General features: G+C 46.7%; 8 protein-coding genes, 9 tRNA genes and 3 rRNA genes. 2 read left to right on the top strand and 18 right to left on the bottom strand.

Annotated elements, in window-relative coordinates:
• The first annotated feature begins 187 nt into the window (after positions 1 to 187).
• Positions 188 to 1,378, top strand: coding sequence for an enoyl-ACP reductase FabV (fabV, locus tag NSQ29_RS02645; protein WP_076284851.1), 1,191 nt, complete (start codon positions 188 to 190; stop codon positions 1,376 to 1,378).
• 217 nt (positions 1,379 to 1,595) lie between these two features.
• The gene (locus tag NSQ29_RS02640) at positions 1,596 to 2,516 is read left to right on the top strand and encodes an aldo/keto reductase (RefSeq protein ID WP_341124322.1); all 921 of its coding nucleotides are present in this window, start codon (positions 1,596 to 1,598) and stop codon (positions 2,514 to 2,516) included.
• Positions 2,517 to 2,635: 119 nt separating this feature from the next.
• Here the strand turns inward: NSQ29_RS02640 and NSQ29_RS02635 are convergent.
• From NSQ29_RS02635 to NSQ29_RS02550, 18 genes are all read right to left on the bottom strand, one after another.
• Positions 2,636 to 2,708 (bottom strand) — tRNA-Lys (locus NSQ29_RS02635).
• An 80-nt stretch (positions 2,709 to 2,788) separates the two neighbouring features.
• Positions 2,789 to 2,867 (bottom strand) — tRNA-Leu (locus NSQ29_RS02630).
• A 19-nt stretch (positions 2,868 to 2,886) separates the two neighbouring features.
• Positions 2,887 to 2,963 (bottom strand) — tRNA-Arg (locus NSQ29_RS02625).
• Positions 2,964 to 2,973: 10 nt separating this feature from the next.
• A tRNA-Gly gene (locus tag NSQ29_RS02620) sits at positions 2,974 to 3,048 on the bottom strand.
• Positions 3,049 to 3,084: 36 nt separating this feature from the next.
• Positions 3,085 to 3,157, bottom strand: a tRNA-Lys gene (locus NSQ29_RS02615).
• A gap of 15 nt (positions 3,158 to 3,172) precedes the next feature.
• A tRNA-Asp gene (locus NSQ29_RS02610) sits at positions 3,173 to 3,250 on the bottom strand.
• 26 nt (positions 3,251 to 3,276) lie between these two features.
• Positions 3,277 to 3,353, bottom strand: a tRNA-Met gene (locus NSQ29_RS02605).
• Between the two features lie 43 nt (positions 3,354 to 3,396).
• Positions 3,397 to 3,472: transfer RNA gene (locus NSQ29_RS02600), tRNA-Val, on the bottom strand.
• An 88-nt stretch (positions 3,473 to 3,560) separates the two neighbouring features.
• Positions 3,561 to 3,635, bottom strand: a tRNA-Glu gene (locus NSQ29_RS02595).
• A gap of 82 nt (positions 3,636 to 3,717) precedes the next feature.
• Positions 3,718 to 4,257 carry an AAA family ATPase gene (locus tag NSQ29_RS02590; protein ID WP_341124321.1) on the bottom strand — a complete coding sequence of 180 codons (540 nt, stop codon included), beginning with the start codon at positions 4,255 to 4,257 and terminating at the stop codon, positions 3,718 to 3,720.
• 133 nt (positions 4,258 to 4,390) lie between these two features.
• Positions 4,391 to 4,507, bottom strand: a 5S ribosomal RNA gene (gene rrf, locus NSQ29_RS02585).
• 214 nt (positions 4,508 to 4,721) lie between these two features.
• Positions 4,722 to 7,650 (bottom strand): 23S ribosomal RNA (locus NSQ29_RS02580).
• 212 nt (positions 7,651 to 7,862) lie between these two features.
• Positions 7,863 to 9,420 (bottom strand): 16S ribosomal RNA (locus NSQ29_RS02575).
• Together the 16S, 23S and 5S rRNA genes form the textbook arrangement of a ribosomal RNA operon.
• 445 nt (positions 9,421 to 9,865) lie before the next feature.
• Positions 9,866 to 11,734 carry a LysM peptidoglycan-binding domain-containing protein gene (locus NSQ29_RS02570; protein WP_341124320.1) on the bottom strand — a complete coding sequence of 623 codons (1,869 nt, stop codon included), beginning with the start codon at positions 11,732 to 11,734 and terminating at the stop codon, positions 9,866 to 9,868.
• A 324-nt stretch (positions 11,735 to 12,058) separates the two neighbouring features.
• Entirely contained in the window at positions 12,059 to 12,940 is an 882-nt protein-coding gene (gene ilvE, locus NSQ29_RS02565; protein WP_339798169.1) for a branched-chain-amino-acid transaminase, read from the bottom strand.
• A 4-nt stretch (positions 12,941 to 12,944) separates the two neighbouring features.
• Complete coding sequence (gene pheA / locus NSQ29_RS02560; protein WP_341124319.1) at positions 12,945 to 13,832, bottom strand: prephenate dehydratase; 888 nt, start codon at positions 13,830 to 13,832, stop codon at positions 12,945 to 12,947.
• Entirely contained in the window at positions 13,829 to 14,809 is a 981-nt protein-coding gene (thrB, locus tag NSQ29_RS02555) for a homoserine kinase (RefSeq protein ID WP_339243281.1), read from the bottom strand. The genes pheA and thrB overlap by 4 nt, the downstream gene beginning before the upstream one ends.
• Positions 14,810 to 14,868: 59 nt before the next feature.
• On the bottom strand, positions 14,869 to 16,155 hold the full coding sequence (locus tag NSQ29_RS02550; protein ID WP_042191151.1) for a homoserine dehydrogenase: 1,287 nt from the start codon (positions 16,153 to 16,155) through the stop codon (positions 14,869 to 14,871).
• Positions 16,156 to 16,163 lie beyond the last annotated feature (8 nt).

The following is a 16,163-nucleotide window of genomic DNA, read 5'->3' as shown; positions in this document are numbered from 1 at the left end:
ACGTCACTGGAGTCCGCAAGCCTTAATAAATGATCAAGACTCGATAGCACAGCTAGCTAACAAACAAAAATACAGGGTAGCGGATTCTTATCGAATATCCTAAATTCTTTGTATTAGTAAATATTGTTTGCTATACTTTCTCTGTGTATCAGTAGACTTAAATTTTTATACAAAGGGGAATTCCTTGATGATTATTCAACCTAAAACACGCGGATTTATATGCACAACAGCCCATCCAGAGGGATGCGCCAAACAAATAGAACAACAAATTGAATATGTAAAAGCACAAAAGAAAATTGAGGGACCTGCGAATGTACTTGTCATCGGTGCCTCTACCGGATACGGACTGGCTTCTAGAATTTCAGCTGCTTTTGGTGCTGGCGCCAATACCATTGGTGTGTTCTTCGATAAAGCTGCGGAAGGTCAGCGCACCGCATCTGCAGGCTGGTACAACTCCGCTGCCTTTGAACAACAAGCAGCAGAGCTTGGACTTAAATCACACAGCATAGTTGGCGATGCCTTCTCTGATGCGATTAAAGAGAAGACCATTGCATTGATTAAAGCTGAATACGGCACCATCGATTTAGTTATTTATAGTGTCGCTTCACCTCGTCGTACCCATCCGGTAACAGGAGAAACCTTCTCCTCCGTTATTAAACCAGTGGGAACAGCTTATTCGAATAAAACTTTGAACTTCCACACAGGCGAAGTATCCATGACCACCATTGAGCCTGCTAATGAAGAGGAAGTACGTCAGACCATCGCTGTAATGGGCGGCGAAGACTGGAGAATGTGGATCGATCAGCTTCAAGCAGCTGATGTCCTTGCAGATGGTGCTACTACCGTTGCTTACTCCTACATCGGGCCTGAAATCACTCACCCTATCTATCGGGACGGAACAATTGGCCAAGCCAAGCACGATCTGGAACAGACTGCGATCCAAATGAATGACCTTCTTTCATCAAAAGGCGGACGTGCCTTTGTATCCGTTAATAAGGCGCTCGTAACTCAGTCCAGCTCAGCTATTCCTGTAGTACCCCTTTATATCTCTGCACTTTATGAAGTGATGAAGGAAAAAGGCCTGCACGAGAACTGTATTGAACAAATGTATCGCTTGTTCTCTGAGCACCTATACGGTGAAGGCAAGGCTACTGCTGACGGAAGCTGCTTGATCCGCATTGACGACTGGGAAATGCGTGAGGATGTCCAGACAGAGGTTATGAAACGTTGGGACGAGCTGACAACTGATAATGCAGGTGAGCTGGCTGATCTTGAAGGCTACCGCCAAGATTTCTTCAATCTGTTTGGCTTTAGAACAGATGGCGTAGACTACGAAGCAGATATTGATCCTAATGTCGACATTCCGAATATGTATTAAAATGATTCTGAATACATCCATATGCTAATTCTGGATGTATAAACAAAGAGGTTGTCTGCAAAAGTAGTGAAGTCTACTGATGTGGCGGCCTCTTTTTTGTACTTTGCTTACAACCTACCTATACGTCGTAGGGCATATTGGCTTAGCCTCCCACTTTGTGATATGGTTTGATAGAATACTGCAAGTTCTAACTTACATTCTAAGGAGTGAATCACTCATGGTTAAGAAAATTAGTGTAGCGAATGGTGTACTTGACGTATCCCAAATTTCGCTGGGCTGTATGCGGATTGCGGATTTGTCTGCAAAAGAGGCTGATACACATGTACATAGTGCGTTGGAGCTCGGAATAGACTTCTTTGATCATGCCGACATTTATGCGGACGGCAAAGCTGAAGAGGTATTCGCAGGGGTACTTCAGAACAATCCTGGTATGCGTGATAAAATGCTGATCCAAACCAAATGCGGAATCCGCAAGGGCTATTTTGATTTTTCCAAAGAGCATATCCTACAATCCGTAGAGGGTAGCCTTAAACGCTTGAAGACCGATTATATCGATGTGCTCTTGCTTCACCGTCCTGACACGCTGTTCGAGCCGGAAGAAGTGGCTGAGGCTTTTGACATTCTGGAGAGCAAGGGATTGGTCAAGCATTTTGGTGTCAGCAACCAGAACCCGTTACAAATCGAGCTACTTAAGAAAAATGTAAAGCAACCGCTGCTGTTCAACCAGCTGCAATTGAGCATTATGTTTACGGGTATGTTTGATACCGGCTTCAATGTGAATATGACTAACTCCGGTTCGGTTGTTCATGATGGCGGGATCTTAGAGTACAGCCGTCTACACGACATGACCATTCAGCCATGGTCACCTTTCCAATATGGGTTCTTTGAAGGTGTATTCTTGGACAACGACAAGTTCCCTGAATTGAACGAGGTCATTAACCGCTTAGCAGCTGAAAAAGAGGTTACCAATACCGCTATTGCCATTGCCTGGATTCTAAGACATCCGGCAAATATGCAGCCTGTTGTAGGTACAACCAATACGCAGCGATTGCGGGATATTGCCAAAGCATCCGATATTACACTCACCAGACCAGAATGGTATGAAATTTACCGCGCTGCGGGTAATATCCTTCCATAAATATCAAAAGCCACGAAGTACGCTAATATCGTACTTTGTGGCTTTTTTTTGTGACTATAATTGAAACCGTGTAACTCTTATAAAAAAAGAAACGGCATCTCTGCCGTTTCTTTTAAGGATGGACTCTCAGGGGCTCGAACCCTGGACAAATAGATTAAGAGTCTACTGCTCTACCAACTGAGCTAAGAGTCCACAATATAATGATTTACCTTACTATACTTGAAAAGCAAAAGCCCTTAGCTTAACGCATAAGAGCTTCGCTTGCTAATTGATACCGGCGAGAGGACTCGAACCTCCACGGTTTCCCTCTCGATTTTGAGTCGAGCGCGTCTGCCATTCCGCCACGCCGGCAAAGTATGAAGTTAAAATATGGCGCGCCCTGAGAGATTCGAACTCCCGGCCTTTTGATTCGTAGTCAAACGCTCTATCCAGCTGAGCTAAGGGCGCAAAATTTATATGGAGCGGACGACGGGAATCGAACCCGCGACCCTCGCCTTGGCAAGGCGATGCTCTACCGCTGAGCCACGTCCGCACACGATATGTATTAGTGTCCGACTCACTTAAGAAGTGAGCCATGAAGGACTCGAACCTTCGACACCCTGATTAAAAGTCAGGTGCTCTACCAACTGAGCTAATGGCTCATGAAGCAAGAAAAATGGCGGAACCGACGAGATTCGAACTCGCGATCTCCTGCGTGACAGGCAGGCATGTTAGGCCAACTACACCACGGTTCCAAAAGATATAATTGCTTGATGAAAATTGGTTGCGGGGGCAGGATTTGAACCTGCGGCCTTCGGGTTATGAGCCCGACGAGCTACCGGGCTGCTCCACCCCGCGTCATTAAAAATATTTAGCTATTCATTACCATAAGAAAGCTTCATGGTGGAGGCTGAGGGGATCGAACCCCCGACCCTCTGCTTGTAAGGCAGATGCTCTCCCAGCTGAGCTAAGCCTCCATGTAAAGAAGCAACTCAATTATCATAACACAATCCAACCTGTAATGCAACATTTTATTTCAGAAGAACAATTACGTTTTAAAGAAATTGGTGACCCGTATGGGATTCGAACCCATGTTACCTCCGTGAAAGGGAGGTGTCTTAACCCCTTGACCAACGGGCCGTATTGAAAACAAAATGTTTTGACAACAAAAAAGATTATATCATGTATTTCGAAGTATAGCAATACCTAAATTAATATATTTTCACTTTTCTTCTATAATAGGCGTTAAAGTGATATCAAGCTTACTAGCTATCATCTTTACGACTCCTAGAGTAGTCAGGTTATTTGTGTCTAAATGGTCTTTAAATACGTCCTTATTAAGCCCTGTGAGGCATCTGTCGATCTGTTGAACGGCCCATGAGTCATTCCGTTCACCTCTACCACCCAATCTCTTGAGCAGCGTCTCTCGTGAGGCACACAAAGTAAAATGATGAACCTCTAATCCCTCATTTATTAGATTACCAGCAATGTCCATCCAATATTCTGGGTTGACTATGGTCATAGGTACGATAATCGTTCCCCTATATTCGCTAGCTATGTATTTTAACATGGAGTGGTTAATTTCACGCCAAAGATAATAGTCCTGAAAATCACTTTTTGTCATCACATCGGGAATGTTTGCTCTTATGTAATACCCTGCATTCTCTGGATCGTATACAAAAGAATCAGGAAGTCTGCGATGTAATTCATATGCAGTTTCTGTCTTCCCCGCACCAAAAGCTCCATTGATCCATATAATCAAGATCTTTATCCCCCATGAATAATCTATTAGTGACTCTATTAAACCACTTTATCATAAAAACCCTTACAAGCAAATTCACTCTACAAGGCACAACAAAAAGACCACTGTCGATTACTCAACAGTGGTCTTGCGTGCTTGGCAACGTCCTACTCTCCCAGGACCCTTCGGTCCAAGTACCATCGGCGCTGGAGGGCTTAACGGTCGTGTTCGGGATGGGTACGCGTGGAACCCCTCCGCTATCGCCACCAAACGGGCATTTGCGGTACAAATGCATTATTCAGGTCTCAGCATCGCCAAATGCTGAAAACAAATTCATCAACATACAGCCACTAGGACCATATGGTTTAGAACTTGATTCCTGAAAACTGAATCCGAATTGAATTTGCGTTTGCCCTTCTTACGGGGCCCCCGGAAAGTACTCGGAATTAGCTTCACAGCCTTTTCTTCACTTTTTGGGGTATTTTTAGGATAAGCCCTCGACCGATTAGTATTGGTCAGCTCCATGCATTACTGCACTTCCACCTCCAACCTATCTACCTCGTCGTCTTCAAGGGGTCTTACTAATTGGGAAATCTCATCTTGAGGGGGGCTTCACGCTTAGATGCTTTCAGCGCTTATCCCGTCCGTACGTAGCTACCCAGCCATGCTCCTGGCGGAACAACTGGTGCACCAGCGGTACGTCCATCCCGGTCCTCTCGTACTAAGGACAGCTCCTCTCAAATTTCCTGCGCCCACGACAGATAGGGACCGAACTGTCTCACGACGTTCTGAACCCAGCTCGCGTACCGCTTTAATGGGCGAACAGCCCAACCCTTGGGACCTACTTCAGCCCCAGGATGCGATGAGCCGACATCGAGGTGCCAAACCTCCCCGTCGATGTGGACTCTTGGGGGAGATAAGCCTGTTATCCCCAGGGTAGCTTTTATCCGTTGAGCGATGGCCCTTCCATGCGGTACCACCGGATCACTAAGTCCGACTTTCGTCCCTGCTCGACTTGTAGGTCTCGCAGTCAAGCTCCCTTATGCCTTTGCACTCTTCGAATGATTTCCAACCATTCTGAGGGAACCTTGGAACGCCTCCGTTACTCTTTAGGAGGCGACCGCCCCAGTCAAACTGCCCGCCTGACACGGTCCCCGTACCCGGTAAGGGTACTAGGTTAGAACCTAGATACGATCAGGGTGGTATCCCAACGGCGCCTCCACCGAAGCTTGCGCTCCGATTTCTACGGCTCCCACCTATCCTGTACAGATCGTACCCAAATTCAATATCAAGCTGCAGTAAAGCTCCATGGGGTCTTTCCGTCTTGTCGCGGGTAACCTGCATCTTCACAGGTATTAAAATTTCACCGGATCTCTCGTTGAGACAGCGCCCAAGTCGTTACGCCATTCGTGCGGGTCAGAATTTACCTGACAAGGAATTTCGCTACCTTAGGACCGTTATAGTTACGGCCGCCGTTTACTGGGGCTTCGGTTCATAGCTTCGGGTTACCCCTAACCACTCCCCTTAACCTTCCAGCACCGGGCAGGCGTCAGCCCGTATACTTCGCCTTGCGGCTTCGCACAGACCTGTGTTTTTGCTAAACAGTCGCTTGGGCCTTTTCACTGCGGCCCCCTCGTGCTATTCACACTACCGGGGCACCCCTTCTCCCGAAGTTACGGGGTCATTTTGCCGAGTTCCTTAACGAGAGTTCTTCCGCGCGCCTTAGAATTCTCTTCTCGCCTACCTGTGTCGGTTTGCGGTACGGGCACCTTCTCCTGGCTAGAGGCTTTTCTTGGCAGTGTGAGATCATGACCTTCGCTACTGTAATTTTCGCTCCCCATCACAGCCCAGCCTTAACGATGTGCGGATTTGCCTACACATCAGCCTCACTGCTTAGACGGACATATCCATCAGTCCGCGTCACTACCCTCCTGCGTCACCCCATCGCTCATAGCGGATTACGGTGGTACAGTAATTTCAAACTGTTGTCCTTCGACTACGCCTTTCGGCCTCGCCTTAGGTCCCGACTTACCCTGAGCGGACGAGCCTTCCTCAGGAAACCTTGGGCTTTCGGCGGATCAGATTCTCACTGATCTTTTCGTTACTCATACCGGCATTCTCACTTGTATGCTGTCCAGCGCTCCTTACGGTACACCTTCAACCCACATACAACGCTCCCCTACCCCAGATACATACGTATCTAGCCATAGCTTCGGTGGTGTGTTTAGCCCCGTTACATTTTCGGCGCAGAGTCACTCGACCAGTGAGCTATTACGCACTCTTTCAATGGTGGCTGCTTCTAAGCCAACATCCTGGTTGTCTGTGCAACTCCACATCCTTTCCCACTTAACACACACTTGGGGACCTTAGCTGATGGTCTGGGCTGTTTCCCTTTTGACAATGGATCTTAGCACTCACTGTCTGACTCCCGGCAATAAGTATATGGCATTCGGAGTTTGACTGAGCTTGGTAATCCTTGCGGACCCCGCACCCAATCAGTGCTCTACCTCCACTACTCTTATACCGAGGCTAGCCCTAAAGCTATTTCGGGGAGAACCAGCTATCTCCGAGTTCGATTGGAATTTCTCCGCTACCCCCACCTCATCCCCGCATTTTTCAACATGCGTGGGTTCGGGCCTCCAGTGCGTGTTACCGCACCTTCACCCTGGACAGGGGTAGATCACACGGTTTCGGGTCTACGTCCACATACTAAATCGCCCTATTCAGACTCGCTTTCGCTGCGGCTCCGTCTTCTCGACTTAACCTTGCATGTTAAACGTAACTCGCCGGTTCATTCTACAAAAGGCACGCCATCACCCATTAATAGGGCTCTGACTTTTTGTAAGCACACGGTTTCAGGTTCTATTTCACTCCCCTTCCGGGGTGCTTTTCACCTTTCCCTCACGGTACTGTTTCACTATCGGTCGCCAGGTAGTATTTAGCCTTAGCAGATGGTCCTGCTGGATTCATACGGGGTTTCACGTGCCCCGCACTACTCGGGATCCGTCTCGGAGAGAACACAGTTTAGGCTACAGGGCTTTTACCTCTATCGCGGGCCTTTCCAGACCTCTTCACCTACCATATTCCTTTGTAACTCCATGTGAGACGTCCCACAACCCCTAAGAGCAAGCTCTTAGGTTTAGGCTGTTCCGCGTTCGCTCGCCGCTACTGACGGAATCACTATTGTTTTCTCTTCCTCAGGGTACTTAGATGTTTCAGTTCCCCTGGTCTGCCTCTACATCTCCTATGTGTTCAGAGATGAGTAACTGCGAATTACCACAGCTGGGTTTCCCCATTCGGACACCCCCGGATCAAAGCTTGCTTACAGCTCCCCGAGGCAGTTTCGTTGTTCGCCACGTCCTTCGTCGGCTCCTGGCGCCTAGGCATCCTCCGTGTGCTCTTATTAGCTTAACCTCGATTTTTCCTAAGAAAAATCTCACTAATAACATTTACTTGTTTGCACAAGTTGCTAAAAGATGTTCTAAAACGCAAATTCGTTTCGGTATCCAGTTTTCAAGGATCAAGTCTTACTGAGAGCTTAAACTCTCAAAACTGAGCAACGAGTGAGTTGTGGAAGTTTAACTTCCGATTTGAATGTCTTCATTGCAGAAGACGATTCTCCATAGAAAGGAGGTGATCCAGCCGCACCTTCCGATACGGCTACCTTGTTACGACTTCACCCCAATCATCTACCCCACCTTCGGCGGCTGGCTCCCTTGCGGGTTACCCCACCGACTTCGGGTGTTGTAAACTCTCGTGGTGTGACGGGCGGTGTGTACAAGACCCGGGAACGTATTCACCGCGGCATGCTGATCCGCGATTACTAGCAATTCCGACTTCATGCAGGCGAGTTGCAGCCTGCAATCCGAACTGAGACCGGCTTTGATGGGATTGGCTTCACCTCGCGGCTTCGCTTCCCGTTGTACCGGCCATTGTAGTACGTGTGTAGCCCAGGTCATAAGGGGCATGATGATTTGACGTCATCCCCACCTTCCTCCGGTTTGTCACCGGCAGTCACTCTAGAGTGCCCAGCCTTACCTGCTGGCAACTAAAGTTAAGGGTTGCGCTCGTTGCGGGACTTAACCCAACATCTCACGACACGAGCTGACGACAACCATGCACCACCTGTCTCCTCTGTCCCGAAGGCCGCCACTATCTCTAGTGGATTCAGAGGGATGTCAAGACCTGGTAAGGTTCTTCGCGTTGCTTCGAATTAAACCACATACTCCACTGCTTGTGCGGGTCCCCGTCAATTCCTTTGAGTTTCAGTCTTGCGACCGTACTCCCCAGGCGGAGTGCTTACTGTGTTAACTTCGGCACCAAGGGTATCGAAACCCCTAACACCTAGCACTCATCGTTTACGGCGTGGACTACCAGGGTATCTAATCCTGTTTGCTCCCCACGCTTTCGCGCCTCAGCGTCAGTTACAGCCCAGAAAGTCGCCTTCGCCACTGGTGTTCCTCCACATATCTACGCATTTCACCGCTACACGTGGAATTCCACTTTCCTCTTCTGTACTCAAGTCACCCAGTTTCCAGTGCGACCTCAGGTTGAGCCCAAGGTTTAAACACCAGACTTAAATGACCGCCTGCGCGCGCTTTACGCCCAATAATTCCGGACAACGCTTGCCCCCTACGTATTACCGCGGCTGCTGGCACGTAGTTAGCCGGGGCTTTCTTCTCAGGTACCGTCACTCCGATAGCAGTTACTCTACCGGACGTTCTTCCCTGGCAACAGAGCTTTACGATCCGAAAACCTTCATCACTCACGCGGCGTTGCTCCGTCAGACTTTCGTCCATTGCGGAAGATTCCCTACTGCTGCCTCCCGTAGGAGTCTGGGCCGTGTCTCAGTCCCAGTGTGGCCGTTCACCCTCTCAGGTCGGCTACGCATCGTCGCCTTGGTGGGCCGTTACCCCACCAACTAGCTAATGCGCCGCAGGCCCATCCCTCAGTGACAGATTGCTCCGTCTTTCATTCTTCCTTCAGGAGAAAAAAGAAATTATCCGGTATTAGCTACCGTTTCCGGTAGTTATCCCAGTCTAAGGGGCAGGTTGCCTACGTGTTACTCACCCGTCCGCCGCTAAGTTACTTTGAAAGCAAGCTTTCAAAGTAACTCCGCTCGACTTGCATGTATTAGGCACGCCGCCAGCGTTCGTCCTGAGCCAGGATCAAACTCTCCAATTAGTATTGAAAAGAGCGATATGCTCATTTTGAAACATCTGACGAGAAAATTAATTCTCTAATTTTGGATATCACTTTCGTGATTTCCCACTCACTCGTTGTTCAGTTTTCAAAGATCAAGTTCTCGTTGGCGCCGTTTAATGTCTCAGCAGCAACTTTTATAATATATCATGTTTTCCGATGAATTGCAACACTTTTTTTCAAAGTCTTTTGTAATTTCATCCGGATTAACATTCACCAACCGAAAGTTTATATCTCCTCTTTGCGACTGGATTTATAATGTAACATATAACCCACTCTAAAAACAACCCCTAAATTCAAAAAAACATAAATAAGTACTTTCGCCTCAGTCCTACTTCTCGTTCCCATCTTCTCATAAAAAACGTGCAGATTCTAATAATCAGAACCTACACGTTAAATAGAGATTGGATGTTAGTTCAGAACTGTATTAATTAGAAATCCACGGATTTCTGCGTTTCTTTGAGCTCTCTGTACGACCACCAGCATTTGAACGTTGAGACTTCACAGCTGTTTTGTTTTTCTTATTGCTGCTTTGACTCGAGGTCTTTGCTTTTGATGCCGTTTCCTTCGTTGCAGTTCCCTTGCTCTTGAGAGAAGCACCAGAAGTAGATTCCTCACTCACTGTTCTAGCAACTTCGGGAGTGTCCTGTACAAACGTTTCAGGATCTTGGATTTCCGGAACCCGATTATGCTGTGAATAATTACCAATACCTGGATACTGCGGATTAGACGGAATACTCGACATTATCGGCCCGCCAAAAGCTCCAAGAGGAGATGCTGGAACTATTCCCTGATTAGGTGTTCCCGCTCCATAAGCAGAGAATGCATTTGGGTTTCCATATGCAGGATAGGTATTATATACGGGCATTTCATATGAATAGGGTTGAACATGCATTCCCCCACACCCACAAGTAGTTGGCCAAGGAAGGTTCGGTGACATCCCATACATCGGGTTCATCCCTGAAACATTAGCCTCCATATTGTTAGGTGCAGCATTTGGATTCCATTGTTCTGGACTCACGTTAGGCGCAGCATTTGGATTCCATTGTTCTGGACTCACGTTAGGTGCAGCATTCGGATTCCATTGTTCCGGACTCATATTAGGCCAAGCGTTCGGATTCCATTGTTCTGGACTCATGTTAGACGCAGCATTCGGATTCCATTGTTCTGGACTCATGTTAGGCCAAGCATTCGGATTCCATTGTTCTGGGCTCACATTAGGCGCAGCATTCGGATTCCATTGTTCTGGACTCACATTAGGCGCAGCATTCGGATTCCATTGTTCTGGACTCATGTTAGGTGAATACATATTTTCTGAAAAGTAGTATGGAGACATGCATTCAGGTCCATATGACGCCGGTTGAACATAACTTGGTGCCCAATTCATGTTCATATTTGGGCTATTTTGATAAGAATCATAGAGATAAGGATTTCCTCCTAGTCCTGGATATCCCATGTTGTCACAAGCATCTGCCTTTTCCTCTTTGCAAGCCACTGGCTTTATCTCAGCTTTTGCTGCCTCATGATGAGCTACAGGCTCTTGATTTGGAACTGTAATCTGAACAAATAGGCTCTGCATTTCAATTTCTTGCACAGGAGCAACTCCCATTTGCATATTCGGCGCAGCATTAGGTGCAGCATTTTGAGTATTAATAGGGGCCATGTTCATCGATGGGTGTGGTGCAGAATTGTACAAAGGCGAGATATTTGGCGATGATTTAGGTGCAGGTTTAGTTTCCGCTTTAGCTTCTGGTTTATTTTCTGCTTTTGCCTCTGGTTTATTTTCTGCTTTTGCTTCCGGTTTAGTTTCTGGTTTGACCTCTGGTTTAGTTTCCGGTTTTGGTGCAGGAACTACCTCAACTACTGGCTGTTCTTTGGGACCCGTATATTCCTTCCCGCCAACTTGTGTTTTCTCAGAAGCATTAGAAGGCATGTAGCCTGGCTGTACGGGTGAAGCGTTTGATGTCTTTTTTGGAATGTTGACTACTTCCCCTAACATCAGTACATTCGGATTCTTCAGCTGGGGGTTTGCTTCAACCATATCTTTTAAAGGGATTCCCCACGCCTTAGATAATTTCCATAAGGTATCACCTTGTTTGACTGTATGCTTGTAGTAAACTTCACTGTTATCCGGTACGGATACAGGAGCCGTAGGTATTTTTACTTTTTCACCAAGTGCCAGCACATTCGGATTACTGATCTGTGGATTAGCTTCAATAATTTTTTGTAACGGCACTCCGTACTTTTGCGATAATGCATACAGACTATCGCCTTGTTTGACAATGTGTATTTTCACGTAGCATTAACCTCCTAAAAGTTTTGTGGAGTATTGCTTTCTTACAGCTACACAGCAAAACTGGCTTTGAAAGCAAACACCCTTTGGATGGAACATTGCTCTCTTACAGAGTTATATGCGGTACAGCCGCCTCCTTCGTTACTACATCTTATGCAGCCCATGGGCGAATGACATCCCTGAAATAAAAAAAATCCTTTCATGAGACATGAAAAGATTTACCAGAGACCTCCGGCCATCTTCTTCATATACATGAAAGGATATCTAATGCCTATTCAATACTCATTACTCGACTAGCATGTAAAGAGCAAATTGTACGATTAACTGTTATTCCCAAACCTTGTAGCCATCTTTGTCAACAACATTGCGGAACTCTTCAAGCAATCTCAAAGTGATTGGACCCGCTTGTCCTTCACCAATGATTCGGCCGTCAATTTCACGCGCAGCAATAACTTCAGCAGCAGTACCTGTGAAGAATACCTCGTCCGCTATGTAAACATCATGCATAGTGAATGGTTCTTCTTTTAGCTTAATACCCAATTTCTCACATAACTCGATGATCGCCAGACGTGTGATTCCTTCAAGCGCTCCCAAATAGCATGGAGGAGTAAAGACCACACCATTTTTGATGATGAAAATATTATCTCCAGATCCTTCAGTAACATATCCTTGAGCATTCATCATGATTGCTTCATCGGCTTCTGCCAGATTGGACTGGATTTTCACTAGGATATTGTTGAGATAGTTAAGCGATTTAATCTTCGGATTCAGTGCATCCGGAATATTACGACGTTGGGATACAGAAACAGCGCGAAGCCCATTAATGTACGCTTGCTCTGGGTAAATAGCTAATTGTTCAACGATAATGATTACGCTGGCTTTAGGGCAACGGCGTGGATCAAGACCCAAGTTACCAGGACCACGGGATACGATCAGTCGAATATAACCGTTACGCATGTCGTTAAGGCGAATCGTTTCAGCCATAGCTTCCAGCATCTCGTCATAAGTGAGCGGAATGTCCAGCATGATCGACTTCGCCGAATCATATAGTCTGTCCAAATGCTCTTTACATTTAAAAATATTACCATTGTAGATACGAATACCTTCAAATATGCCGTCTCCATACAAAAAACCGTGATCAAAAACGGATACCTTTGCATTTTCCTTAGTTACGTGTTGTCCATCCAGATAGATCCATTGTTCAGCCATGAATTTACTGCACCTCCGCTTTCTCTTCCTCATAGGTGTATGTGGGATACGAGCCCAGAATCCGAACCTGACAGCCTAAAGCGCTAATCTCTTCAATCGCTCCTGGCAGCAGGACTGATTCTATCGGTTCCAGCACATCAATATAAAAATAATAAGTACCCAACTTCTTTTTCGTTGGTCGTGATTCAATACGCGATAAATTCAGCTTCCGCCAAGAAAAGGCAGCGAGGACCTGATGCAAAGCACCGGGAAAATCCTCCGGCAGCGTAACTAGGACACTCGTCTTTACACCATTGCTGCTCCGTGGAAGATCAACCTTCTGCGGACCGACAAGGACAAATCGCGTGTAGTTGTTGTTGTGATCTGTAACTTTCCGATCAACAATCTCCAGCCCATGAGTTGCTGCGCCAAGAGCAGTACCAATCGCAGCCCAGCCCTTGTCAGGATTGTTCTTAACGATTTCAACAGCTTCAGAGGTGCTTCCGACCGACTCCAGTTCAGCCCAAGGTGCATGCTTCCGAACAAATTGCATGCATTGTGCCATTGCAACAGGATGCGAAAGGATTTTTTTAATTTTAGTGAAATCCTTATTGCCGTTCGTATCTCTGAATTCCAGCGGGTGACCGATGAGATTCTGTATCGATGGAAAGATCCATTCAGCCTGCATAGGCAGATCGACCTCATTAATGAGCCAATCAATATGTAGACTAACTGAGCCTTCAATAGTATTCTCAATCGGGATAACGCTGTAATCAGTGGTGCCACCAGCCGTAGAGAGAAAGACATCGGAAATTAGCTTGTGATGCACAATTTTTACAGGCTCGCCGTTAAACAAATGCAGCAGCGCTTCGTGAGATACCGAGCCCTGCGGCAATACCGCCATTGATTTCATAACCGTACTTCTCCTTTTATCATATCCAAAAATGATACGTTTTGCATCTCGTTTCTTTCAAGAAGCTCTGATGTAACACCTGAAGTACAAGGCATCAGCCAGCAAGTCTGAGCAGAGATACCGTGTTCTTGCATCGTATTCATCAGGAAAGCCTCAAGCTCTCGCTTACGAGTCTCATGGCGATCAACTAAACACAGTAGGGTAGGACCGGCACCGCTAAGTGCGATTCCTAAAGCACCATGGTTAGGTGCTTCCGCGAGCAGCTTCTCCATGCCTGGAATAAGCGCTGCACGATAGGGCTGATGCAGACGATCCTGCATCGCTCTACTGATCAGGTCAAGCCGACCTGATGCAAACGAGGCTGTCATTAAAGAGGTTCTGCTGATGTTGTACACAGCATCACTAACTGAGATTTCTGTTGGAAGCACTCCCCGTGCTTTTGTGGTTTCCAGCTCGAATTCTGGAATAACCACGAGAACCTCAAGGTCTTGAGGTGGATCAAGGCGAACGTAATCCGCATGATCACCATCCCACACTGCGGTAATGATGCCACCAAACAAGGAAGCTCCTACATTGTCAGGATGCTTCTCAAGCTGGGTAGCCATATCAAACAGCTTGGCATCATCGAGCGGAGAGCCGATCATCGTATTAGCTGCGACCATGCCCCCAATGATGGCCGAGGCACTGCTGCCGAGTCCACGCGTAAGCGGAATCTCAGAGTACATCGAAATAGATATTTCAGGCACCGTAACGCCAGCCTCTGCAAATACCATTTGAGCGACCTTATAGAGTAAATTACTCTTATCCCGAGCCACTCCCTTCATCTCGTCACCATATAGATGAAAAACTGTCTCCTCTGCTTCCTCCATCTCAATCCAGGCATACAGCGGCAATGCCATGCCAAGAGTATCGAAGCCCGGACCAAGATTGGCAGTACTAGCAGGTACTTTAACCCTTGCTACTCCATAAGTACTCATAACAGGTGCAATCTCCTTACTCATTGTTTAAATATAGAAAGTATAGTCCATCTACAGTGCTAACCTTCCACACGGTAGTGACTCTTGATCCGGTGGATGACTTTCAGTTCATTAAAGTGGCGCAGCACTTTATTCATACTTGCTTTGCTGGCGTTATGGGTAACAATAATAATCTCCGCATCAGGATTATTTGGATTGGCCTGCTGAACTACCGAATCAAGACTCACGTCATACTCGGCAAACACCTGAGTAATCTTGGCCAATACGCCTGCTTTATCATCAACGTGTAAAAGTAGGAAGTTTTTATAAAAGATATCCTCATCACTCTTAAGCTTCTTCTGCTTATAAGGTACTTTTTGCTTCAATCCATTAACACCCAGCTTGAGGTTCTTAATAATGGCTACCAAGTCAGCTACTACCGAAGTTGCCGTTGGCATTGCACCCGCGCCCGCACCATAGAACATTGTCTCTCCTACTGCCTCACCATACACATAAACTGCATTGAAGACACCATTTACAGATGCAAGTGGATGACTTGCTCGAATCAATGTCGGTTGAACACTGATACTGAATTCCTCATCCTGACGTTCAGCAATGCCTAGCAGCTTGATTTCGTATCCGAGACGCTTTGCAAAGGCAATATCGGCTTTACTCACTTCTGAAATCCCGCTCACACTGACGTCATGTAGCTCCACGTTAGTACGGAAGCCTAGGGTCCCGAGAATCGCCATTTTGCGGGCAGCATCCAGACCTTCAACATCGGAAGTTGGATCAGCCTCTGCATATCCTAAATCCTGCGCTTCTTTTAACACATCATTGTAGGATGCGCCTTCTTGGCTCATTTTGGTTAGTATGTAATTAGTTGTTCCATTCACAATACCTATAATCTTCATGATCTTATCTGAAGAAAAGCCTTCGATAAGCGTCCGAATAATCGGAATACCACCTGCAACACTAGCCTCATAAAAGACATCACATTGCTTCTCTTGCGCCTTAGCCAGAATCTCCGAACCGTGCAGCGCCATCAAGTCCTTATTCGCAGTTACGACATGTTTACCGCGGTCCAAAGCTTCAAGAATATATTCCTTTGTTCCATCGATACCACCCATCACTTCAACGATTACATCGATCTCAGGGTCACGAATAACATCCCATGGATCTGTTGTTATTTTGGCAGGGTCGACCTCAATATCACGTAGCTTATTGGAATTATTCACCGCTATGCGCTCAATGAGTATTGGAGAGCCTACTTGACTGCTCAAATCCTCCTGATTTCCTTCCACGATACGAACTACACCTGTACCAACTGTTCCCAGACCCAGCAATCCTACTTTAACCGGCTTCATCAGTATCC

It is taken from the genome of Paenibacillus sp. FSL F4-0236 (genome assembly GCF_038000135.1).
GTDB lineage: Bacteria > Bacillota > Bacilli > Paenibacillales > Paenibacillaceae > Paenibacillus_AQ.
The sequence above is the reverse complement of the archived record's forward strand: the minus strand, read 5'-3'. Positions and strand labels throughout refer to the sequence as shown.